The organism is Kutzneria sp. NPDC052558, from assembly GCF_044547355.1.
Lineage (GTDB): Bacteria > Actinomycetota > Actinomycetes > Mycobacteriales > Pseudonocardiaceae > Kutzneria.
In genome coordinates this window covers 292,794-313,594 of the sequence record NZ_JBIUAG010000003.1, presented here as the reverse complement: position 1 = coordinate 313,594, position 20,801 = coordinate 292,794, and the positions used below count along the sequence as shown (strand labels likewise).

22 protein-coding genes, 1 tRNA gene and 1 other RNA gene are annotated in these 20,801 nt (G+C 70.8%); 4 read left to right on the top strand and 20 right to left on the bottom strand.

Annotation, left to right across the window (positions count from 1 at the left end):
* Nucleotides 1-10 precede the first annotated feature (10 nt).
* The 7 genes from ACIG5F_RS07985 to ACIG5F_RS07955 all read right to left on the bottom strand — a co-directional run bounded on the left by ACIG5F_RS07985 (nucleotide 11) and on the right by ACIG5F_RS07955 (nucleotide 4,714).
* Nucleotides 11-421 carry a hypothetical protein gene (locus ACIG5F_RS07985; protein ID WP_396516686.1) on the bottom strand — a complete coding sequence of 137 codons (411 nt, stop codon included), beginning with the start codon at nucleotides 419-421 and terminating at the stop codon, nucleotides 11-13.
* Nucleotides 418-1,620: a hypothetical protein gene (locus ACIG5F_RS07980; protein ID WP_396516685.1), complete on the bottom strand. Its 1,203-nt coding sequence runs from the start codon at nucleotides 1,618-1,620 to the stop codon at nucleotides 418-420. The genes ACIG5F_RS07985 and ACIG5F_RS07980 overlap by 4 nt, the downstream gene beginning before the upstream one ends.
* A gap of 90 nt (nucleotides 1,621-1,710) precedes the next feature.
* Entirely contained in the window at nucleotides 1,711-1,851 is a 141-nt protein-coding gene (locus ACIG5F_RS07975; protein WP_396516684.1) for a hypothetical protein, read from the bottom strand.
* A gap of 3 nt (nucleotides 1,852-1,854) precedes the next feature.
* Nucleotides 1,855-2,133 (bottom strand): hypothetical protein, encoded by a 279-nt coding sequence (locus ACIG5F_RS07970; RefSeq protein ID WP_396516683.1) that lies wholly within the window; start codon nucleotides 2,131-2,133, stop codon nucleotides 1,855-1,857.
* A 12-nt stretch (nucleotides 2,134-2,145) separates the two neighbouring features.
* Nucleotides 2,146-3,345, bottom strand: a complete 1,200-nt coding sequence (locus ACIG5F_RS07965) for a TNT domain-containing protein (RefSeq protein WP_396516682.1) — start codon at nucleotides 3,343-3,345, stop codon at nucleotides 2,146-2,148.
* Complete coding sequence (locus ACIG5F_RS07960) at nucleotides 3,342-4,085, bottom strand: hypothetical protein (protein ID WP_396516681.1); 744 nt, start codon at nucleotides 4,083-4,085, stop codon at nucleotides 3,342-3,344. The genes ACIG5F_RS07965 and ACIG5F_RS07960 overlap by 4 nt, the downstream gene beginning before the upstream one ends.
* A 2-nt stretch (nucleotides 4,086-4,087) precedes the next feature.
* Nucleotides 4,088-4,714 carry a YbaB/EbfC family nucleoid-associated protein gene (locus tag ACIG5F_RS07955; protein WP_396516680.1) on the bottom strand — a complete coding sequence of 209 codons (627 nt, stop codon included), beginning with the start codon at nucleotides 4,712-4,714 and terminating at the stop codon, nucleotides 4,088-4,090.
* 253 nt (nucleotides 4,715-4,967) lie between these two features.
* Here ACIG5F_RS07955 and ACIG5F_RS07950 point away from each other — a divergent pair, with 253 nt between their 5' ends.
* Nucleotides 4,968-7,991: a BTAD domain-containing putative transcriptional regulator gene (locus tag ACIG5F_RS07950; RefSeq protein ID WP_396516678.1), complete on the top strand. Its 3,024-nt coding sequence runs from the start codon at nucleotides 4,968-4,970 to the stop codon at nucleotides 7,989-7,991.
* Here ACIG5F_RS07950 and ACIG5F_RS07945 read toward each other — a convergent pair.
* From ACIG5F_RS07945 to ACIG5F_RS07935, 3 genes are read right to left on the bottom strand one after another with little or no spacing between them, the layout of a single operon-like run.
* On the bottom strand, nucleotides 7,974-8,435 hold the full coding sequence (locus ACIG5F_RS07945) for a uridine kinase (RefSeq protein ID WP_396516677.1): 462 nt from the start codon (nucleotides 8,433-8,435) through the stop codon (nucleotides 7,974-7,976). The two genes, ACIG5F_RS07950 and ACIG5F_RS07945, sit on opposite strands and share 18 nt — an antisense overlap.
* Complete coding sequence (gene recR, locus ACIG5F_RS07940) at nucleotides 8,432-9,028, bottom strand: recombination mediator RecR (protein WP_396516676.1); 597 nt, start codon at nucleotides 9,026-9,028, stop codon at nucleotides 8,432-8,434. The genes ACIG5F_RS07945 and recR overlap by 4 nt, the downstream gene beginning before the upstream one ends.
* 2 nt (nucleotides 9,029-9,030) lie before the next feature.
* Nucleotides 9,031-9,360 carry a YbaB/EbfC family nucleoid-associated protein gene (locus ACIG5F_RS07935; protein WP_396516886.1) on the bottom strand — a complete coding sequence of 110 codons (330 nt, stop codon included), beginning with the start codon at nucleotides 9,358-9,360 and terminating at the stop codon, nucleotides 9,031-9,033.
* A gap of 84 nt (nucleotides 9,361-9,444) precedes the next feature.
* Between ACIG5F_RS07935 and ACIG5F_RS07930 the strand changes: the two genes are divergently transcribed.
* Nucleotides 9,445-11,205: an alpha/beta fold hydrolase gene (locus tag ACIG5F_RS07930; RefSeq protein ID WP_396516675.1), complete on the top strand. Its 1,761-nt coding sequence runs from the start codon at nucleotides 9,445-9,447 to the stop codon at nucleotides 11,203-11,205.
* Here ACIG5F_RS07930 and ACIG5F_RS07925 read toward each other — a convergent pair.
* Together ACIG5F_RS07925 and ffs are read right to left on the bottom strand one after the other, a co-directional pair.
* Complete coding sequence (locus ACIG5F_RS07925; RefSeq protein WP_396516674.1) at nucleotides 11,186-13,225, bottom strand: DNA polymerase III subunit gamma and tau; 2,040 nt, start codon at nucleotides 13,223-13,225, stop codon at nucleotides 11,186-11,188. The genes ACIG5F_RS07930 and ACIG5F_RS07925 overlap by 20 nt on opposite strands.
* A 169-nt stretch (nucleotides 13,226-13,394) precedes the next feature.
* Nucleotides 13,395-13,489, bottom strand: an RNA gene (ffs, locus tag ACIG5F_RS07920) — signal recognition particle sRNA small type.
* A 73-nt stretch (nucleotides 13,490-13,562) separates the two neighbouring features.
* Between ffs and ACIG5F_RS07915 the strand changes: the two genes are divergently transcribed.
* Nucleotides 13,563-13,823, top strand: coding sequence for a hypothetical protein (locus ACIG5F_RS07915; RefSeq protein ID WP_396516673.1), 261 nt, complete (start codon nucleotides 13,563-13,565; stop codon nucleotides 13,821-13,823).
* 43 nt (nucleotides 13,824-13,866) lie between these two features.
* Here the strand turns inward: ACIG5F_RS07915 and ACIG5F_RS07910 are convergent.
* Nucleotides 13,867-13,953 (bottom strand) — tRNA-Ser (locus ACIG5F_RS07910).
* 85 nt (nucleotides 13,954-14,038) lie between these two features.
* Between ACIG5F_RS07910 and ACIG5F_RS07905 the strand changes: the two genes are divergently transcribed.
* Nucleotides 14,039-14,356 carry a hypothetical protein gene (locus ACIG5F_RS07905; RefSeq protein WP_396516672.1) on the top strand — a complete coding sequence of 106 codons (318 nt, stop codon included), beginning with the start codon at nucleotides 14,039-14,041 and terminating at the stop codon, nucleotides 14,354-14,356.
* On the opposite strand, the gene ACIG5F_RS07900 is transcribed toward ACIG5F_RS07905, so the two are convergent.
* From ACIG5F_RS07900 to ACIG5F_RS07870, 7 genes are read right to left on the bottom strand one after another with little or no spacing between them, the layout of a single operon-like run.
* Complete coding sequence (locus ACIG5F_RS07900) at nucleotides 14,334-15,752, bottom strand: aminopeptidase P family protein (RefSeq protein WP_396516671.1); 1,419 nt, start codon at nucleotides 15,750-15,752, stop codon at nucleotides 14,334-14,336. The genes ACIG5F_RS07905 and ACIG5F_RS07900 overlap by 23 nt on opposite strands.
* 12 nt (nucleotides 15,753-15,764) lie before the next feature.
* Nucleotides 15,765-16,754: a proline racemase family protein gene (locus ACIG5F_RS07895; protein ID WP_396516670.1), complete on the bottom strand. Its 990-nt coding sequence runs from the start codon at nucleotides 16,752-16,754 to the stop codon at nucleotides 15,765-15,767.
* Nucleotide 16,755: 1 nt separating this feature from the next.
* Complete coding sequence (locus ACIG5F_RS07890) at nucleotides 16,756-17,622, bottom strand: dihydrodipicolinate synthase family protein (protein WP_396516669.1); 867 nt, start codon at nucleotides 17,620-17,622, stop codon at nucleotides 16,756-16,758.
* The gene (locus ACIG5F_RS07885; RefSeq protein ID WP_396516668.1) at nucleotides 17,619-18,821 is read right to left on the bottom strand and encodes an FAD-dependent oxidoreductase; all 1,203 of its coding nucleotides are present in this window, start codon (nucleotides 18,819-18,821) and stop codon (nucleotides 17,619-17,621) included. Before ACIG5F_RS07885 ends, ACIG5F_RS07890 begins: the two co-directional genes overlap by 4 nt.
* Nucleotides 18,818-19,009, bottom strand: a complete 192-nt coding sequence (locus ACIG5F_RS07880; protein ID WP_396516667.1) for a 2Fe-2S iron-sulfur cluster-binding protein — start codon at nucleotides 19,007-19,009, stop codon at nucleotides 18,818-18,820. Before ACIG5F_RS07880 ends, ACIG5F_RS07885 begins: the two co-directional genes overlap by 4 nt.
* Nucleotides 19,006-20,127: an NAD(P)/FAD-dependent oxidoreductase gene (locus tag ACIG5F_RS07875; RefSeq protein ID WP_396516885.1), complete on the bottom strand. Its 1,122-nt coding sequence runs from the start codon at nucleotides 20,125-20,127 to the stop codon at nucleotides 19,006-19,008. The genes ACIG5F_RS07880 and ACIG5F_RS07875 overlap by 4 nt, the downstream gene beginning before the upstream one ends.
* A 36-nt stretch (nucleotides 20,128-20,163) precedes the next feature.
* A complete protein-coding gene (locus ACIG5F_RS07870; protein ID WP_396516666.1) occupies nucleotides 20,164-20,757 on the bottom strand; it encodes a helix-turn-helix domain-containing protein in 594 nt (197 codons plus the stop codon).
* Between the last annotated feature and the right edge of the window lie 44 nt (nucleotides 20,758-20,801).

Genomic DNA, 20,801 nt, shown 5'->3' with positions numbered 1-20,801 from the left:
GGCGTTGGGCTCACTTCTGTTCCGGAGCCGGCCAGTACTGCTTTCGAACCTCTCGCAGATTCTCCACCTCGCTCTTGGGAATCTCGCCGTCGGCAACAAAGCGTTCAACAACGTTCATACCAAGCTCACGCGCCCGCGTCTCACTGTCGCCAACGTAGGAGACAAAAAGCATTCCACCATCTTCACCGTTGACAACAAAAGGCTCCCCACGATACTCACACCGCCATTCGACGAGCGAAAGTGAATCCAACTCATCCAGACGGACGGATTTCTTGTAGGAACCGGCCGGCGACCTCACAAAGCCCGAATCCGGAACCCCGGGGCCCGTCCACCGCAAGTTGACAACAGCCGGATCCTGGGTACGCGTCGCCCTGTAGGCACGCCCACCCACGATGGCCTCATAGTACGACTTGGTGATCATTTCACTCCCGGCTCGCGAATCCAAACCCCGTCATCCAGCGTAGCCACCAGCTGCTCGCCACCGTTGCGATCGACCCGGAAGATCTGGTCACCGTCAGCAAGCGGACCCGGGGAACGCTCCCACTCAGGCACCAGATGCGCATTCGATCCAGTGAACCCGTTACCCGTGAACGGGTCTCCCCAATCCTTTGTTCCCTCAATATTCGAACGACCCACATCGGTCGGACCACCAAAGGGCACCGTATAGCTGTCAGGCACGTCAACCCTCGTCCGCAAGACGTGAACCGAATCCAGGCCGGCCGGAAATGTGTGGTCATCATAGTCCAGACGCAGACCTTCACGGTACTCCATTGGGGTTTTCATGCTTTGTGCGTCAGACACGCGCGCAAAGCAGCCCTGCGCCCGATCGGCCTGAAACCCGTCCTTGACGTGCACGTTGTTCAGATAACTGTCGGCAGCGGCGGGGCTGAGCACCTTCTGCACTGGCATGCCAGCATCGAGCGGAATCGCCTCTCGAATACCGCGCCACCTCATGGCTTCGTCATGGGTGACGTTCGCAGTACCGCCTGGCTGGTTCATACGGTGACGCATGGAGTCGAATTCCTCCCGCGTAACATTATGACGCTTGAGCAGTTCAGGTAGATGCGCCTCAGCAGAGTCAGGATGAGGAAGCCGCCCCTGGAGTCGAGCAGGTTCACCACCAGCACCGGGGACGATGGGAGCCTGGTCGTCCTTGCCACCGGTTCCAGACCCGACCTTCTTCGGACCACCGGGGCCGCCGGCCGGGACGGACTTGGCTTTCTTGCCGGAGCCGGAACCGCCGGTGCCAACCGCGGAGCCTGACCGAGAGGAGCCGCCGGGTACAGCCTTGCCCCTGTTGGCGGGGTGGTGTTTGCGGAGGTTGGCGGCGGCGGTGGTGTCGGCCTCTTCGTAGAGGTCGGCGGTCTTGCCGAGGCGATCGCCGGCGGAGCCGGCCACGCGGCCGCCCTGTTTGAAGACGGTGCCGGTGACCTCGACGCCACGGCCCATGGCCTTGGCGACAACGGAGCCGATGCCGGAACGGTCGCCGGAGGCGTGGGAAACCAGGCTCTGACCGGTCTGCTCCAACTTCTCGCCGGCCTGCTGGACGGCGCCGCCGAGCTTCTTGAGGTTGCCGCCCGATTTTCGCAGGTGCTCCGGGTGGATCTTGGCCTTGCTCACGTCGCCCCCAGGTGACGATCGGCGCGTCTCAAACCCATCGGGCAGGGTACGGCAGGCGGAGAGACGGTTCAGGGTGGACACACAAATGGGTCAGCCGGCATCGCCCCAGGTCAGGCCGGCGAGGATCTGGCTGTAGGTGAGCCGGCCCAGCAGGTAGCAGCAGGCCTGATGCTCGGAAGCGAAGGTCTCCAGGTCGTTCTTGTAGTAGCGCTGCTTGTACGGATCGGTCACCGACTACTGCCCGGCCTCGGTTTCGTCCTCGAACTGAAACCGGCCGCGAGTGATCTGGAGCAGCGTCATGCGACCCAGCATCGTGTAGCAGGCGTCGGACTCGTGGTCGAAAACGGATTCGTCGAAGTTGCCGCCGCGTTCACGGTAGAACACACTCCACTTGCCATCCTCTCGCTGCAGGATGCACCAGCGGTTGTCGGCGTTCTCACCGATGGAGACGTCGTCGTCGTCGATTCCGATCGTCTCAAGAAAATCGGGAAGGCTGTTCAGTGAGATGATCACGAGTGCTCCTGGCTAGATTTCCTTGAGATGGCCGGAAATGATCAGGTCGGCGACGGTGCTCGGGGAGAGGTACTGGACGCCGCCGCCGGGCTGCCCCATCGCTGGCGCGATCTTGCCGGCCCACACCGGGATGTCCTTCAGCACCTGGTACTGGTGATAGCCGTCATCGAGATTCTGCGGCGGCAGTCCACGCTGCTCGTACGGAGTGCCGGTGGGCGAAAGGAATCGGCCGTCGGCCTTGCCGAACCGGTCGATGACGCTGCCCGACTCAATGACGGCCGGATGGCGTTCCTCGGGACTGTCGAACCCGTTGGGCTGAGTGTCGGGGTCCGGCCAGCGATAGTCCTTGGGCTTTCCGGTGGCCGGATCGACCTTGGTGACGTAGTCGTGCTGCCACTTCTGCTCGGCCTGAGGATCGTCCGCGTGGTAGGGACGCCACTGGGTGCCGGCGTAGGTGGTGGTGAGCTTCTGCACCTCGGGATCCGACGCCGGACGCCCCGGCCGGTCGACAATGCCCTGGCGGCCCGGATCGAGCTGGGCCTTCTCGATGGCGGCGGAATCGACCAGGTCGGCTTTCGGGTGCTTCAGCTGCCAACTGGGGATCGCCTTGCCGTCGGGATCGCGCTGCTGAAGGCCGGTCTCGTCGAGAAATCTGACCTTGGTCCCGGAGGGGGCCGGATCCCGCAGATCGCCCCTGGCCGACGGGTGGGCATCCGTCCCCGAAGCCAGCTGCTTGGGCGAGCGAATGCCCTTGCCACGGCTGACGGTGAGCTTCCGCGCGGGTTTGGCGCCGCCTCCCGCGACGGGCTGGGTCTTCTTGCCGGAGCCGGAGCCGGAGCCGCCGGAGGAGCCGGAGCGGGACGAGCCGCCGGGGACGGACTTGCCCTTCTTGCCGTCGTGGATGGCGCGAAGGCCCTTGGTGGCGGTGGTGTCGGCCTCCTCGAACAGGTCGGCGGTGGTGCCGAGGCGGCCGCCGGCGGAGCCGGCCACGCGGCCGCCTTCCTTGAACACCTTGCCGGTGACCTCGACGCCACGGCCCATGGCCTTGGCGACAACGGAGCCGATGCCGGAGCGGTCGCCGGAGGCGTGGGAGACGAGGTTCTGGCCGGCCTGCTCGAGTTTGGAGCCGGCCTGCTCAATCTTGCCGCCGAAGTCCTTGAGCTTGCCGCCGGACTTGCGCAGGTGGTCGGGGTGGAGGTTGACCTTGCTCAAGAGGGGATGCCCTGGTTGGTGGCCACGGACTCAGCGGTGCCGAGGGGATCGTTGGCGACGGAGTCGGCCATGCCCTCGACCTGGGAGACGGAGTCGCTGACGCCCTGGGAGAAGCCGTCGGCGCCGGCCCCGGCCACAGCGCCGAGGTCGAGGCCCTGGTGGGTGCCGAGGGCGTCGCCGACGAGCTGCTCGGCGAGCTCGGTGCCGGCGCTCTCCAGGGCGGCGAAGATGGGCCCCTCGACGACGGACAGCAGCTGCTGCTCGACGGTCTGCACGGCCTGCTCGATGGCCTGCTTGACGATCTGCTCGGTGAACTCGGTCTGGGCCACGGCCAGGGCCTCGGAGGCGCCGAGGGTCTCGATGGCGGCGGCCTGGTCGGCGATGAGCTCGGCGGCCAGGATGACCAGCTGGACGATGGCGGCCAGCTTCATGGCGACGATGACGACGGCGGCCACGTCCAGGCCGGTGGCGAGCAGGTCCATGCCCTCGCCCAGCTGCTGGAGGTGCCCGTCGGCCAGCTTCTTCCAGAGGGCCTCGAAGATCTGGAGCGACTCGGCGGAGTTGACGCCGAGCATCTCCTCGATGTCGGACTTGGCGTCGCCGTTGTTGCTGGAGAGCTCGCCGCCGAGCTCACGCAGCTGGTCGGCGGCGGCGCGCAGCTCGTCCTCGTCGATGTTGGGCCACTCGACGCCGATGAGGTCGAGCACCCAGGTGACTTCCGAGGGAAGGGTGACCCCCACGCTCACCACGACCCTTCGCTGAGCACGGAGCCGCCGTCCTCATCGTCGTCGTCACGGCGAGAGGGGCGCGACTGTGGCTGCGGCGGCTGGGCGGGAGCGGGGCGGGCGGCCGGCGGCGGGCTGTAGGAGGGCTGGGCGGGCGGGGTGTAGGCCGGGGGCGGCGGGGCCTGACGCCACTGGTCGGCCTGCTCGCCGGGGTCGGTGGCGGTCCGCGGCACGGCCGGGGTGCTGAGCTGCCCGGCGTCGAGCCCGACGGCGCTGCCGGCGGCGGCGAGCACGTTGGCGCTCTGGGTCCGCACGGGCGCCAGGGTCTCGGACACCTTGGCCCGCGCCTTGGCGGCGGCGGCCTGGATGGTGGCCACGACGGTCTGCGCCAGCTTGTCCGGCGTGCTGCGCTCGAAGGCGGTGGGCGCGAACTTCAGCGAGGTCACGACCCCGGTGGCGTCCACGGCGGCCTGGACGCTGCCGTCCTTGGAGGTCGCCTCCCCGGTGCTCGACAGCGCCTGCTGCTGGGCCTGCTTCACCGCGGCCATCTGCGCCCGCAGCCCGGCGAGCGCCCCATCGGCCTGTTGCCGCAGCTCGGCGACCTTCGCCAACCGCTGCTCTGGACTCAAGTCCGGCTCAGTCATCACCAACACCCCTCACGTCAGGCACTACGACGCCGACCGCCTCCGACCGGTTCCGCCCGGGCCACATCTTCGGTCCCGGCCGCCCGCCGGACCATTCGGGGGGTGTGACCAGCGCGGGCCGCCGATTCACCGGACACGGTCCGGTGCCCGCTTGTCGCAATAGGGCGGGAACCGGCCGGCCGAGGGCCCGAGTGCGTGCACAATCTGTACTGGCAGCGTTCGCCGACGACGAAGGGGTGCGAACAGGTTGGCCGTGGAGTTTCGGATCCTCGGGCCGCTGGAGGTCGTCGTGGACGGCCAGGTGGCGCCAATCGGCGCTGCCAAACACCGCACTCTGCTCGCCTGCCTGCTGCTGCGAGCCAACCGGGTGGTCTCGGTCGAGGAACTGGTCGACCGCATCTGGGACGGCGACACGCCGCACCGCTCGAAGGCCACGCTCCAGACGTATGTGATGCGCCTGCGCCAGGTGCTGGGCGACCCGTCGGTGATCCGCACGGCGGCGGACGGCTACCTGATCGTGGCGGATGCCGCGCATCTGGACCTGCTGCGGTTCACCGAGCTGGCGGCCACAGCGCAGTCCACGCTGGCCAGCGGGGACCTGCCGACGGCGGCCGAGCTGTACGGCCAGGCGCTGGGCTTGTGGCGGGGCCAGCCGCTGGTGGACGTGCCCTCGGACGTGCTGCACCGGGAGGAGATCCAGCGCCTGGTCGAGCAGCGGCTGGACGTGCTGGAGCGCCGGATCGAGGTGGAGCTGAGCCTGGGCCGGCACACGGACCTGATCCCGATGCTGCGCGCGGTGACCGGCGAGCACCCGTTCCAGGAGCAGTTCTGGGGCCAGCTGATGCTGGCGCTGCACCGCTCGGGCCGGCAGGTGGAGGCGCTGGAGGCGTTTCGCCAGGTCAGCCGGCTGCTGGCCGAGGAGCTGGGAGTCGGTCCGGGCGAGCGGCTGCGGGCGTTGCACCAGGCGGTGCTGCGGGACGACCCGGGCCTGGCGCCGCCGGAGCGCGCGCCGCGCCCGTCGACCCGGACGGTGCCCTCGGAGCTGCCGGCCGACCTGGTGGACTTCGTCGGACGACGTGACGTGGCGGATCGGATCGCGCAGCGGCTGCTGGCCGGCGACACGAACACCGCGGTGCCGCTGGTGACGCTGTCAGGCCCGCCCGGCGTCGGCAAGACGGCCCTGGCCATCCACGTGGCGCACGAGGTGAGCCGCGACTTCCCCGGCGGCCAGCTGTATGTGAACCTGCGCGGCTACGCCCCGGGCCCGCCGATGAGCACGGTCGACGCGCTGACCCGGTTCCTGCGGGCGCTCGGGGTGCCGCAGTCGCAGATCCCGTTGGACGTCGAGGAGCAGATCACGCTGTACCGGTCCTGCATGGCGGGCCGGCATGTGCTGGTGGTGCTGGACAACGCGGCGGCGGCCGAGCAGGTGCGCCCGCTGCTGCCGGGCAGCCCGGGCTGCGCGGTCCTCGTGACGAGCCGGGACACGCTGCTGGGGTTGACGGCGTTGCAGGGTGCGAGGCCGGTCGGTCTGGACGCCCTCACGCCGGACGAGGCGGTCACGCTGCTCACGGAGATGCTGGGCGAGCAGGCGGTCGAGGCCGAGAAGGACGCCGTCACCGAGCTGGCCCAGCTGTGCGCGAACCTGCCGCTGGCCCTACGGATCGCCGCGGCGAACCTGGCCAACCGGCCGGGTGTCGCCAACTACGTGGAGCAGCTGCGGCAGGGCAACCGGCTGGCCGCACTGGTGGTGGACGGCGACGACGAGGCGGCCGTGCACGCGGCGTTCGACCTCTCCTATCACGGCCTGAAGCCGGCGGCACGGCAGCTGTTCCGGCTGTTGGGCCTGATCCCGGGCCCGGACTTCACGGTCGAGGCGGCCGCGGCGGTGGCCTCGCTGCGCCTGGACGAGTCGCAGCGGCTGCTGGATCGGCTGGCGGCGGCGAACCTCGTGCAGCAGCACTCGCCGGGCCGCTACCAGCTGCACGACCTGCTCCGCCTGTACGCCGAGCAGCGCACCGACGTGGAGGAGAACCCCGGCTCGAAGGTGATCGCCCGGTCCAACCTGGCCGCCTACTACCACCATGCCTCGGCGGCGGCGTCGAACACGTTGTCCCCGGGCAGTGTGCGGCTGCCGGTGCCGGGCGCCGGCTTCGTGGTGACGACGCCCCGGTTCGCCGACCACGTGGAGGCGCTGACCTGGCTGGACGCGGAGCGGGCGAACCTGATCGCGGCGGTGGCGCAGGCCGAGGAGACCGGCCCGCTGCCGGCGGCGTGGGGCCTCGCCGACGCGCTGCACCGGTACTTCCGCGGCCACCGGCTGGGCAACGAGGGCCTGGCGACCGCCCGCATCGGGCTCACGGCGGCGCTGCGTTCCGGCGATCGGCGGGCGGAAGCCGTTATGCGCCAAGCGCTTGGCGCGCTGGCGTGGGACCTGAGCGACTACGACGAGGCCGTCGACCAGCTGACCCTGGCCCTGGCCTACTACCGCGAGATGGGCCCGGACGACGCCGTCATCGAGGCGCTGACCGACCTCGGCGGCGTCTACGGCGAACGAGGCGAGATGGAGCGGGCAGCGGCCTGCTTCGAGCAGGCGCTGGACGTGACCAAGGCCGTCGACTCGCCGGCCGGCCATGCCACCACGCTGTTCAAGCTGGGCACGCTCCGCCTGGAGCTGGGCGATGTCGGCGCGGCGATCCCGTTGCTGGAGCAGGCTTTGGCCGGGCATCGGGCGCTGGGCCGCCGCTACGACGAGGCGTCGTGCCTGAACAACCTCGGGTTGGCCCATCGCGAGCTGGGCCGGTTCGATCAGGCGCTGGACTGCCTGCACTCGGGGCTGGACCTGCGCAACGAGCTGGGCTCATGGGACGGCCGCGGCAGCCTGCTGGACACGATTTCCACCGTATATCTCGACATTGACGACGTCGTCCGGGCCGGCGAGTACGCCACGACGGCGATCGCGCAGGCCCGCGAGGCCGGGGCGCGCCGGGACGAGGCCAGCGCGTTGAACACGCTGGCCCGGGTGGAATCCCGCCGCGGCGACCACGAACTGGCCGTGCACCACCATGAGCAGGCGCTGCACCTGGCCCAGGAGATCGACAACCGGTACCTGGAGGCGGAGTCGCTGATCGGCCTGGCCGACGCCCATCGTGCCCTCGGCGATCGGGCGCAGGCGGCGGAGTTGGCCCAGCGGGCGCTGGTGGTCTACCGGTCCGAGCAGCACCCGCGGGCGTTGGCCCGGGCGCGCAAGGCGCTGGAGCTAGCGCTGAACGACTAGGTCGGCCCGGTCCCGCGTGCCGTCCACTTGGAACCAACCAAGCTCAAATTCCTTCCACCGCACCAGATCGGCCCGGCTGGCCTCGCCGTCACGGGCGACCGCCCGCTCCAGCGCGTCCTCGGCCTCGACCCAGATCAACTGGGACAGCCACGGCGTCGCCGCCCGACGGCCGGCGGAAAACCCTTCCACGACAAGGACTTCTGTCGGCTCGACGACGACCTCCGCGCCGAGCACGGGCACGCCGCTGCCCCAGTCCATGCGCCGATACCGGCCGCATGTGCCACGCAGCAACGGCTTGATGACGCCGTCGACCAGCCGCGGCCACCACGCCACCGGGTCGTCCCAGGTGGCGAAGTGGTCGGTCGGCACGATCGGCCGGCCGAGCGACGCGGCGTAGGTGGACTTGCCGGCGCCGGACGGCCCGTCGACCGCGATGATCCTCAAACGGTGCGTCGCCCCGACAGGGCCCGGCCGAGCGTGAGCTCGTCGGCGAACTCCAGGTCCCCGCCCATCGGCAGGCCCGAGGCCAGCCGGGTGACGGTGAGCCCGGGGAAGTCGCGCAGCATCCGGATCAGGTAGGTCGCGGTGGCCTCGCCCTCGGTGTTGGGGTCGGTGGCGAGGATGATCTCCTTGATGTCGTCCGCGCCCATCCGGGCCAGCAGCTCACGGATGCGCAGCTGGTCGGGGCCGACGCCGGACAACGGGTCCAGGGCGCCGCCGAGCACGTGGTAGCGGCCCTTGAACTCGCGGGTCTTCTCCACCGCGACGACGTCCTTGGGCTCCTCGACCACGCACACCACGGTCGGGTCGCGCCGCGGGTCCTTGCAGATGCGGCAGGTCTGCTCCTCGGAGACGTTGCCGCAGATCTGGCAGAACTGCACGCCCTCGCGCACCTTCTGTAGGGCGTCCTGCAACCGCCCGATGTCCACCGGGTCGGCGGCCAGCAGGTGGAAGGCGATGCGCTGCGCGCTCTTGGGACCGACGCCGGGCAGCCGCCCGAGCTCGTCGATCAGATCCTGTACCGGGCCCTCGTACACCGTCAGAACCCGGGCAGGCTCAGGCCGCCGAGGTCGAACCCGCCGCTTCCGAGGCCGCCGGCCAGCGGACCCATCTTCTGCGCGGCCAGCTCCTGGGCGTTGTTGTTGGCGTCGCGGACCGCGGCCACCACCAGGTCGGCCAGGGTCTCCACGTCGTCGGGGTCGACCACCTTGGGGTCGATGTCCAGGCTCTTGAGCTCGCCCGCGCCGGTCACGGTCGCGGTCACCAGGCCGCCGCCCGCGGTGCCGGTGACCTCGGCCGCCGCCAGCTCCTGCTGGGCGTTGACCAACTGCTGCTGCATCTGCTGGGCCTGCTGCAGGATCTGTTGCATGTTGGGCTGGCCGGGCTGCACCGCGGCTCCTCTCGTCGGTTTGACCTCATCCAGCGTAGTCGCCGGGTGTGACAGGGTGGATCCATGGGGCTGGACGTGAGGCGACTACTGGAACTGCACACCTGGCGGGCGTTCGACGTCGACGACGAGGGGCGGGTGCTGGCCGGCTCGGACGAGACGGGCCGGGTGCAGCTCGTCGAGCTGGCGCCGGACGGCACGCCGACGCCGCTGCCGCACCTGACCGGCGTGAGCGCCGCGAGGTACGTGAAGGGCGAACGCGCCGTGGTCGTGGAACACGACAGCGGCGGCAACGAGCGCGGACAGCTGTCGCTGCTGCGTGTCGGGGACTCCGATTACGCGCCGGTCGTGCACGACGACCGCTACGTCCACCGGCTGGTCAGCATGCGGCCCGGCCGGGTCGTGTACGCCACGAACCGGCGCAACAAGGTCGACTTCGACGTCGTGGTGCGCAACCTGTTCAGCGGCGCGGAGGAGGTCGTCTACGACCGCGGCGGCTACTCGGCCGACGCCAAGCTCTCCCCGGACAGCCGGTTCCTGGCCACCACCATCGGTTCCGACCAGGCCAATTCCACGCAGCTGCTGCTGGTCGACACCATGCCGGCGACCGAGGCCGACCGCGTGGCCGAGCTGACCGGCGGCGACGAGCCGACCAACATCGGGCACATCGGCTGGCTGCCCGACAGCTCCGGCCTGATCGCCACCAGCAACCGGGACCGCGAGTTCAAGGCCGTCGTCCGCTACGACCTGGCCAGCGCGCAGTGGACCTGGCTGGTCGCCGCCGAGCAGCACGACGTGACCGGCTGGCTGTCCCCGGACGGGCAGAAGCTGCTGGTGCTGACCAATGTCGACGGCGTGGCCCGGCTGACCGTGCACGACGGCGCGACCGGCCGCCAGCTCGACGAGATCCAGTTGCCGGCCGACGGCTGGCTCTCCTATCCGCTGCCGGACCCGGTGTTCTCGCCGAACTCACGGTATGTGGCACTGACCTTCAGCTCGCCGACGATCCCGGCCGACGTGCTGCTGGTCGACCTGGACTCGGCCAAGGTCACGTCGCTGACCGACACCGGCTCGCAGCTGGCCGGCATGGTGGAGCCGACGCACGTGCGGGCCAACGGCCAGATCCCGTGCTTCGTCTACGGCGCCGGCGCCAGCGCGGTGCTGTTCCTGCACGGCGGCCCGGAGGGGCAGTCGCAGCGCCGGTTCGATCCGCTCGTGCAGGGCCTGGTCGCCGCCGGGCACGTGGTCGTGGTGCCGAACATCCGAGGATCCGTCGGCTACGGCAAGACCTACTACGCGGCCGACGACCGGCGTAAGCGGCTGGATTCGGTCCAGGACCTGGCGGTGCTGCACGACTGGCTGCCGTCGATCGGGGTCGACCCGGCCAAGGTCGCGCTGTGGGGCCGGTCCTACGGCGGCTATCTGGTGCTGGCCGGGCTGGCGTTCCTGCCCGAGCGCTGGGCGGCCGGCGTGGACATCGTCGGCATCTCCTCGCTCGTGACGTTCCTGGAGAACACCTCGCCCTATCGGCGACGGGTCCGGGAGCGCGAGTACGGGTGGCTGGACTCCGACCGGGACTTCCTGGAGGAGGCCTCGCCGATGAACAAGGTGGACCAGATCCGGGCGCCGCTGTTCGTGGTGCACGGGGCCAACGACCCGCGGGTGCCGCTGAGCGAGGCCGAGCAGCTGGCGGCGGCGGTGCGCGCCAACGGCGTCGAGTGCGAGTTGGTCGTGCACGCGAACGAGGGGCACCAGATGGCCAACCTGGACAACAAGCTGGCCACCTATCCTCGGGCGATCGCGTTCGTCAGCCGCCAGCTGGCTTAGCCTTCTTCTCGATCGGGACCGCGCCGAGCTCCTCGTTCAGCATCTCCAGCAGCACGTCGTGCGGGTCGCGGCGGTCGAGGACCTCGCCCGGCTCGGGCACCCGGGCCGCCTCGGCCATCATCGACTCTTCGCTCTCCGGCTCCGGCGCGGGCTCCGGTTCGACGGGCTCGTCCGGCTCCGGGGGCAGCGGGATGTCGTCGACGGCCGGGGCCGCCGGCGGCGGGGCGACCGGCGTCGGCCGGACCTCGGGCTGCGGGCGGGCCGCCTGGCTGGGGCGGGTCGGGGCGGCCGGGCGCTGCCGCGGCGGGGCCGCCGCCGGGGCGGCCATGGCCCCCGGGCCGCCGCCCGCCTCGCCGTGCACGACCTTGACCTGCCATTCGCCGCCGACGACCTTGCCCACGGCGGCGGCGATGGCGTCCTGGTTCTGGGCCGCCGCGAGCCGGCGGGCCAGCGGGGCCGAGGTGTGCGCGATGGTGACGACGTTGCCGTCGACCGACTGCACGGCGGCGTTCATCAGCATGGCCTGCGTGGACTTGCTGGCGATCGCCGCCAGCAGCTGCGACCACAGGCGGCGCAGCGTCGCCACGTCCACGGCGCCGTCGCTCGCCGGCGCGGCGGCCGGGACCGGCTCGGGCTCCGGCTGGACCTGGGGCGGCGGAACCTGGACCTGCGGCTGGGGTTCCGGCTGCCGGGGCGCGGGGGCCTGCGCCTGCGGCTGTGCCTGTTGAGGCTGCGTTGATTGTGGCTGCGTTGGTTGGGGTTGGGGGGCAGCGGCCGGCTCGGGTTCGGCGGTCCGCTGCGACGGCCGCTGGAACTTGCCGGCCGCCGGGGCCGCGGCCGCTTCACCGACTCCGACCGCGCCGACCGGACGGTGTTCCAGCTGCTCGATCCGTTGCAGCAGCGCGGCATCCGTGGCGCTGGCCGCCGGCAGCATCATCCGCGAGCACAGCAGTTCCAGCACCAGCCGGGGCGCGGTCGCGCCGCGCATCTCGATCAGGCCGGCGTGCACGATCTCGGCGTACCGGGTGAGCGTGGCCGGGCCGAGGCCGGTGACCTGCTCCCGCATCTGCGCCAGCTCGTCCTCCGGCGCGTTGATCAGCCCGCGCTGGCCGGCGTCCGGCACCGCCGACAGCAGCACCAGGTCACGCAGCCGTTCCAGCAGGTCGGCCGCAAACCGCCGGGGGTCGTGGCCGGCCTCGACGACCCGGTCCAGCGTGCCGTAGACGGCCGAGCCGTCGTTGGCCGACAGGCCGCGCACCATGTCGTCGATCAGGGCCACGTCGGTCACGCCGAGCAGCGAGATCGCCCGCTCGTAGGTGACGCCTTCCTCGCCCGCGCCGGCCAGCAGCTGGTCCATCACCGACAGCGTGTCTCGGGCCGAGCCGCCGCCCGCGCGCAGCACCAGCGGATACACCGCCGGCTCCACCTTCACGCCCTCGTCGCCGCAGATGTTCTCCAGCAGGCCGCGCAGCGTGCCCGGCGGGATCAGCCGGAAGGGGTAGTGGTGGGTGCGGGACCGGATGGTCGGCAGCACCTTCTCCGGCTCGGTGGTGGCGAACACGAAGATGAGGTGCTCCGGCGGCTCCTCCACGATCTTCAGCAGGGCGTTGAAGCCCTGCGTGGTGACCATGTGCGCCTCGTCGATGATGAAGACCCGGTAGCGGGCCTCCGCCGGCGCGTAGAAGGCGCGGTCACGCAGCTCGCGAGCGTCGTCCACGCCACCGTGGCTGGCCGCGTCCAGCTCCACCACGTCCACCGTGCCCGAGCCGCCCGGGGCCAGGCCCACGCAGGAGTTGCACACCCCGCACGGGTTCGGCGTCGGGCCCTGCACGCAGTTCAGCGAGCGGGCCAGGATGCGGGCGCTGGACGTCTTGCCGCACCCTCGCGGCCCCGAGAACAGGTAGGCGTGGTTCACCCGCCCCGCGGCCAGTGCGGCCCGCAGCGGCTCGGTGACGTGATCCTGGCCGACGACCTCGGCGAAGGTCGCGGGCCGGTACTTGCGGTAGAGGGCGAGCGCCACGGGTACGACCCTACTGCCCGCCCCCGACAATCCCAGCCCGGGTGGCGAGCGAAGCGAAGCCCGGGGGTGTGGGGGCGCAGCCCCCGCTTCGGGGGTCTGGGGGTCGCCCCCCAGAAACAAAACCGGAACGCCCCTGTCCGCGCTTTTTGCGGACAGGGGCGTTCCGAAGTGAAGGGGACCTCGCGCACCTGTCAGAGCCCGCTTATCCTTGCTGCCTTCCGGCCCTGGGGAGGTTCACAGGATGGACACCGCACGAGGTCCGCGTTCAGTGTAGCGGGTCGCCCGATCCGGTGCTTCGGGAGGCGGGGTCTTCGGATGCGGAGCAGTATCCCGGCCCATGGCGGAGGACACACGGCTTGAGATCGACATCGAGCTGTTCGGCGGTCCCGAGGACGGTCGGACGATCAAGGTCCCGGCGCAGCGGGACGGGGTCCCGACGCTGCCGCGCTGGGAGTTCCCGCAGCTGCCCAAGGAGCGCAACCGCGAGAAGCTGAAGGCGGCGCTGGCCGCGTCGCCGGTCATCGTCTACGAGCGCCCGGCCGAGCCCACCCGCGGCCGCTGGAAGTACGTCTACGCCGGGACTCGGGCCCGCAGCTGAGGAAGCAGCAGAGGCCCCGCCTGCCGGCGGGGCCTCTGCTCTGCGGAGGATACGGGATTTGAACCCGTGAGGGGTTTAATCCCCAACACGATTTCCAGTCGTGCGCCCTAGGCCACTAGGCGAATCCTCCGCGTGGGAGCTTACCGGAGCGGGTGATGACCAGCCAAAACGGCTGGTCAGCTGCGTTTGTCAGACCCACGTGCCAGGCTGGTGGGGTGACGGATCCGCTCAGCGTGCTCCTGGAGGGGACGGCGGCCCACGCCCGGCAACGGTTCGATCAGCGCAACGGGCGGCTGGGCAGTTCGACGACGGTGCACGCGGTGCATTTACAGCGCTGGCTGGGGGACATGCTGATCCCGGCGCCGAGCTGTCACGTGGGCACGGGGACCTGGGACTTCACCCGGTTCGAGCCGACCAACGACCCGGTGACGTGTGGCCGCTGCCTGCGTTCGCCGCAGGTCAGGCAGGCAGCGGCCGATCATGTCTCACCGCAGCTGGAGCTGGAGCTGGTCAGCCCCGAAGGCAGCCGCTGACCCATTGCTCGATGCCGTCGGCGGTGATGGGCAGGGCGCTGGACAGCACGTCGGCGCCGGTGTCGGTGACGACGAGGTCGTCCTCGATGCGCACGCCGATGCCCCGCAGCTCCGGCGGCACGGTGAGGTCGTTGGGGTGGAAGTACAGCCCTGGTTCGACGGTCAGCGCCATGCCGGCGGCCAGCGTGCCCTCGTGGTATGTCTCGGCCCGGGCGCGGGCGCAGTCGTGCACGTCGAGCCCGAGGTAGTGGCCGACGCCGCAGACGATGTAGCGGCGATGGTGCTGGCCGTCGGGGTCCAGCGCCTCGTCCACCGAGACCGGCAGCAGGCCCCAGTCGTGCAGTCCCTCGGCCAGCACCCGCATGGCGGTGTGGTGGAACGCCCGGTACTCGACGCCGGGCCGCACGTCGGCCATGGCGGCCAGGTGGGCCTTGAGCACGAGCTCGTACACCTGGCGCTGCGGGTCGCTGAACTTGCCGCTGACCGGGAAGGTCCTGGTCACGTCGGCGGTGTAGTAGGTGTTGACCTCGACGCCGGCGTCCATGAGCAGCAGCCCGTCGGCCGGCACGTCGCCGTCGCAGCGAACCCAGTGCAGCACCGGGGCGTGCGGGCCGGCGGCCAGGATCGAGGCGTAGCCGGGGGCGTTGCCGCTGGTGCGGGCCCGGCGGTCGAAGGTGCCCTGGAGCCAGCGCTCGCCGCCGCCCTTGATCGCCATCGGCAGCTCGGCGGCGACCTCGGCGAAGCCGAGCACTGTGGCGTCGACGGCCGCCTGGAGCTGGCTGATCTCCCACGCGTCCTTGAACCGGCGCAGCTCGGCCAGAGTGGTGCGCAGGCCGGCGCTGTTGCCGTAGCCGAGGGCGTCCAGCATGGGCTCGACGCCGCCGGTGGCGTTGACTGCCGGGTGCTGGCCGCGCAGCAGGCCGGGCAGGTCCTCGATGCGCCGGCAGGTCAGCCCCAGCGCCTCGCCCCATTCGGCCAGGCCGGGCACCGGCCCGATCCACAGCTCGCCGTCGCGGGCGCTGCCGAAGAACTCCGGGTCGCCCGGGCGCGCGGGTTCCCGCAGCAGCAGGACGGACTCGTGCCCGCCGGCGACCGGCAGCATCAGCAGCACCGCGCCCTCGGCGTTGCAGCCGGTCAGCCATGAGAAGTCGCTGTCCGGGCGGAAGTCGTAGTCGGTGTCGTTGGCGCGGACCGGGGCCCGCCCGGACGCCACGGCGATGCGCTGGCCGGGGAAATCGGCGGACAGTTTGGCCCGGTGCGCGGCGGCGGCCTCGGCCGCGCCCGGGGTCAGCCGGACCTCGCGGGCCGCGTCGCCCCAGCCGGTTCCGACCGAGGACCGGAATCCGGTCGCCTCGACCAGCCTGGACGGGTCTCGCCTCGCCGGCCGATCAGTCATGTCGAGCACTCCTCACAGCGTGAACCCGTTCGGGAACGGGTCGGTTGGGTCCAGCAAGTACTGTGCCATGCCGGTCAGCCAGGCGCGGCCTTCGATCGTCGGGGTCACGCCCTGTGCGCTCTCGGCCACAAGCCGTCCGGTGAATCGGGTGCCCAGCAGCGACTCGTTCACGAAGTCGGTGTGCAGAGCCAATTCGCCTCGGGCGTGCAGCTGGGCCATGCGCGCGCTGGTGCCGGTCCCGCACGGCGAGCGGTCGAACCAGCCGGGGTGGATCACCATCGCGTTGCGCGCGTCACTGCCGTCTCGGCCTTCGGCGACCAGCTGCACGTGCTTGCAGCCGGCGATGCCGGGGTTGTCGCGGTGCACCGGCCGGTTCCGCGCGTTGATGACGTCCATGATGGACAGACCGGCGGCCAGCATCCGGTCCTTCTCCTTGACGTCAAAGGGAATGCCCAGCGATTCGATCGGCAGGATGGCATAGAAGTTGCCGCCGTAGGCCATGTCGTACCGCACCTCGCCCAGGCCCGGCACCTGTACTACGGCGTTCAGTTCGTGGGCGTACGCCGGCACGTTCTGGAACCGCACCGACTCGGCCCGGCCGTCCCGCACTGTGACCTCGGCAACGACCAGCCCGGCCGGGGTGTCCAGCCGCACGGTCGTGACCGGCTCGGTCACCTCGACCATCCCGGTCTCCACCAGCACGGTCGCCACGCCGATGGTGCCGTGCCCGCACATCGGCAGGCAGCCGGAGACCTCGATGTAGAGCACGCCCCAGTCGGCGTCGGACCGGGTCGGCGGCTGGAGGATCGCGCCGCTCATGGCGGCGTGCCCGCGCGGCTCGTTCACCAGGAACTGCCGGATGTGGTCCATGTTCTTGACGAAGTGCTCGCGCCGCTCGGCCATGGTCGCGCCGGGGATCGGCCCGACGCCGCCGGTGATCACGCGTGTCGGCATGCCCTCGGTGTGCGAGTCGACGGCGGTCAGGCACCTGCTGGCCCGCATGTCAGACCACCCGCGCGAGGTCGGCGTCCAGTTGCCGCTGATGCGCCTCGGTCAGCGGGCCGCGCGGGGGCCGGCAGGGGCCGCCGTAGCGGCCGATCTTGTCCATCACGTACTTGATGGCCTGCACGAACTCGGTGCGCGAGTCCCAGCGGAACACCGCGACCAGCCGCTCGTACAGCTTGCGGGCCTCCTCCAGACGGCCCGCCTTGGCCAGGGTGAACAGCTCGACCGACTCGGCCGGGTAGGCGTTGGGGAAGCCGGCGAACCAGCCGGTCGCGCCCATCAGCACCGCTTCCAGCAGCACGTCGTCGGCGCCGGCGACGACCGCGAGTTCGGGCGCCTGCTCGCGGATCTCCAGCACCCGGCGGACATCGCCGGAGAACTCCTTGACCGCGACGACATTGTCGATCTGGGCGATCTCACGCAGCAGCGCCGGGGTGAGATCGACCTTGGTGTCGAAGGGATTGTTGTAGACCATCACCGGCAGGCCGACTTCGGCCACCGCGGCGAAGTGGTTGATCACCTCGGAGTCGTTGGCCCGGTACATGGTCGGCGGCAGGCAGAGCAGGCCGTCCGCGCCGTCCTCGGCGGCGAGCTCGGCCCAGCGCCGGGCCTGGTGCGAGCCCGGGGCGTGCACGCCGACGACCACGATGCCGTCGTCGGCGACGGTCTCGATCGCGGTTGTCGCCACCTTGCGGCGTTCCTCGTCGGTGAGGGACGAGTACTCGCCCAGCGAGCCGTTCGGGCCGACGCCGTGGCAGCCGTTGTCGATCAGCCAGCGGCAGTGCTCGGCGTAGCGGTCGTAGTCGACGCTCAGGTCGTCGTGGTACGGCAGCGCCGTCGCGACGACCACTCCATCGAAGATCACTGTTCCTCCACGGGATTGGCGGCGAGCTCGCCGAGCGGGATAGGGATGGCGATCGGCCGGCGGGCGAAGGTGGCGGGATCGAGATCGAGCAGATCGGCGACGGTCGCGCCGCACATGCGGCCTTGGCACACGCCGAGACCGGCGCGGCTGGCCAGCTTCACCGCCCTGGTCGCGATGAGGCCTTGCGTCGCCGTGCGGAGCTTGCGGTGGGTGACTTTCTCGCAGCGGCAGATGACCGTGTCGTCATCGAGCCAGCCCCGCCAGCCCGTTTTGACGGGATAAACCCTGGTCAGGGCCTCGGCGAAGCGCCGGTCGACCGGGGCTCCCGGTCCCCCGCCGGCGATGATCCCTTCGTGGGCGGCCTGTTCCGCGCCGCCGATGCCGGTGATCTCGCCGGCCGCGAAGACCCAGGGCACCGAGGTGCGCTGGTCGGCGTCGACCTCGACAAAGCCGTTGCTGATGCGGCAGCCGGCGGCGATGGCCAGTTCCAGCTGGGGCACGAAGCCGTAGCCGACGCAGACCGCGTCCGCCGGTATTCGCTTGACCCGCAAGGGATTCCAGTCCCGGTCGAGCCTGGCCACGGTGACCTCGCGGACTCGGTCGTCGCCGTGCGCGGCGATCACCGCCGTGCGTTCGCGGTAGTACGGCGCGACCTTGGCGTACCCGGCGAGTTCCGTCAGCTTGCTTCGGCCGGCGATCAGCGCTTTCGGTTCCCTGAGCCAGTTTCGCGACGCAGAGTTGGCCTCGAACACCCGCACCTTGGCCCCGACGTCCAGCAGCGACGCGGCCACGGGCAGCAGGAACGGCCCGGTTCCGGCGACGATCACGTTGCGGCCCAAGGCAATATGCTGCCCCTTGGCCATCGCCTGGGCCGCGCCGGCGGTGTAGACGCCGGGCAGGTCCCAGCCGGGGAACGGCAGCGTGCGGTCGTACGCGCCGGTGGCCAGGATCAGCTTCTCGGCCGTGACCACTCGGGATCCGGTCAGGTGCAGGCGATTGCCCTCGATCGCCCAGACCGTCGTGTCCAGCAGATGCCGCACGCCCTTTGCGCGAATTTCCTTGGCCCGGAAGGATTGTCGGTGGTACTGGCCGCCGATTCGCGGCGCGGAGTCGATCAACAGCACTTCGCGGCCCGCCTTCGCCGCCGTCACGGCCGCGTTGACGCCGGCCGGGCCCGCGCCGACCACCACCACGGTCATCGGGTCGTCACCTCGTCACCCTCACGCAGAACCCGTTGGCACGCACGGACATCCGGCACCCCGTTGACCGTGACCAGGCAGCCGTGGCAGACGCCGATGGCGCAGAAGACGCCGATGTCCGGCACCACCGCGGCAATCGTCCGGCCCGGTTCTACCGTCGTCGGCCGGCCGTTGACCAGGACGTTCATGCCGCCAGCCCCGGCCGGTCGACCCGGAACGGCGTCGGGTCGATGTGCGGCTGCCGGCCGGTCATCAGCTCCGCCAGCAGACGCCCGGTCGCCACCGCGAGGCCGATGCCGGCGCCCTCGTGGCCGGCGGCGTGCCAGAGGTTCGGCAAACGCGGATCGGCCCCGATGACCGGCAGATGATCGGGCGTGTACGGCCGGAAGCCGCCGTAGGCGCGCATGACGTTGATGTTCTTCAGCTTGGGAAAGAGCCGGATCGCCTTGCGGGCCAGCTCCCTGAGGACGTCGACCTGGATGGTGTCGTCGAAGCCGACGCGCTGGCGGCTGGAGCCGATCAGCACCGTGCCGGCCGGCGTGGACTCCACCACCGTGGAGGTCTGGAGATCGGCGTCGCCACTGGCGACCGCGCCCACGTAGTCGGCGTCGTACACCTTGTGGCGCACCAGGTCTTCGACCGGCGTGGTCACCAGGATCAGGCCTCGGCGGGGCAGCACCGGGATCGGGGCGCCGGCGGTGGCCGCGAACTCCCCGGCCCAGGGGCCGCAGGCGTTGACGATGTGATCGCACGGAATGGCGCCACCGTCCGTTATCAAGGCGGACTTGGTGGCGCCGATCGCGGTCACTCCGGAGAGGAGCCGGCCGCCACGCTGCCGCACGGCGGAAAGCAGCGTGGTGGCCAGCAGCACCGGTTGCACCTGGCCGTCCTCGGGATAGTGGACGGCCGCGGTGATCTCGCGAGTCAGGTTCGGTTCCAGCTCGAACGCTTCCTCGGCGCCGATCTCGTGCGCCTGGACGCCGGCTTCTCGTTGCCGGGCGGCGAAATCGTGCAGCGGCCGGGGATCGGTGGTCGCGACGACCAGGCCGCCCTTGGGCTGCCACTCCACATCGGCGTGCCCGAGTTCGTCGGCCAGCTTGGCCAGCAGCTCCGGGAGCTGCCGGCGGGAGGCCTGGGCCAGGGCGAGCTCCGGGCCTGGTTCCTTGTCGGAGACCAGAACGTTGCCCTCGCCGGCCCCGGTCGTGCCGGCGGCCGGGCCGCTGCGGTCGACCACGGTGACCGTGACGCCGGCCGCGCTGAGCGCCTCGGCGCAGGCCGCGCCGATCACCCCCGCCCCGACGACCACCACGTGCACGGCCACCTCCGTTCGTTAAAATGAACGCTACGGCTCGGAGGCGGCGCAGGTCAAGGCCGGCGGCCCGGCGTCGGCCGGGTACTGGAGCAACAGCACCGACAACACCGGCCCGTCGACCGCGCGGTAGATGTGCGGCCGGTCGGCCGGGAAGCTCACGTAGTCGCCGGGACCCAGCTCGTAGGGGTCCTCCGGCGGGCCGATCAGCAGCCGGCCGGTGACCACGGTGACGTGCTCGATACCGGCGTGGCCGTCGGAATACTGCTGCTGGCCGGGGCGGACCCGCTGGTCGTACACCTCGAACACCGTCTCGGTGACGTCCAGCCGGCGCAGCATCCGCAGGTCCACCGCGTTGCTGCTGAGCACGTCCAGGTCGGCCGAGCGCACCAGCACCACGTCCGGGTCGCTGCGCAGGGTCAGCAGGCTCGACACCGGCACACTCAAGGCGTTCGACAAACTGAACACCGTCTCGATGGTCGGATTGCCGGCCCCGGACTCCAGCTGCGACAGCGTGCCCTTGGCGATGCCCGACCGGCGGGCCAGTTCGGACAGCGACAGGCCGCTGCGCTCGCGCAGCACCTTCAGGTTCGCCGCCAACACCTGGCCGGCCCTCGGCTGAGTCACGTCCCCACAATGACATGAAGGGCCCCTTCCTGACGTTCAACGTC

Bases quoted from the DNA above. Each gene is read 5' to 3' on its own strand.
- ACIG5F_RS07985 (WP_396516686.1), bottom strand. From the start codon at position 421: ATGATCACCAAGTCGTACTATGAGGCCATCGTGGGTGGGCGTGCCTAC.
- ACIG5F_RS07955 (WP_396516680.1), bottom strand. From the start codon at position 4,714: ATGACTGAGCCGGACTTGAGTCCAGAGCAGCGGTTGGCGAAGGTCGCC.
- ACIG5F_RS07935 (WP_396516886.1), bottom strand. From the start codon at position 9,360: ATGCAACAGATCCTGCAGCAGGCCCAGCAGATGCAGCAGCAGTTGGTC.
- ACIG5F_RS07930 (WP_396516675.1), top strand. From the start codon at position 9,445: ATGGGGCTGGACGTGAGGCGACTACTGGAACTGCACACCTGGCGGGCG.
- ACIG5F_RS07915 (WP_396516673.1), top strand. From the start codon at position 13,563: ATGGCGGAGGACACACGGCTTGAGATCGACATCGAGCTGTTCGGCGGT.
- ACIG5F_RS07900 (WP_396516671.1), bottom strand. From the start codon at position 15,752: ATGACTGATCGGCCGGCGAGGCGAGACCCGTCCAGGCTGGTCGAGGCG.
- ACIG5F_RS07895 (WP_396516670.1), bottom strand. From the start codon at position 16,754: ATGCGGGCCAGCAGGTGCCTGACCGCCGTCGACTCGCACACCGAGGGC.
- ACIG5F_RS07885 (WP_396516668.1), bottom strand. From the start codon at position 18,821: ATGACCGTGGTGGTGGTCGGCGCGGGCCCGGCCGGCGTCAACGCGGCC.
- ACIG5F_RS07880 (WP_396516667.1), bottom strand. From the start codon at position 19,009: ATGAACGTCCTGGTCAACGGCCGGCCGACGACGGTAGAACCGGGCCGG.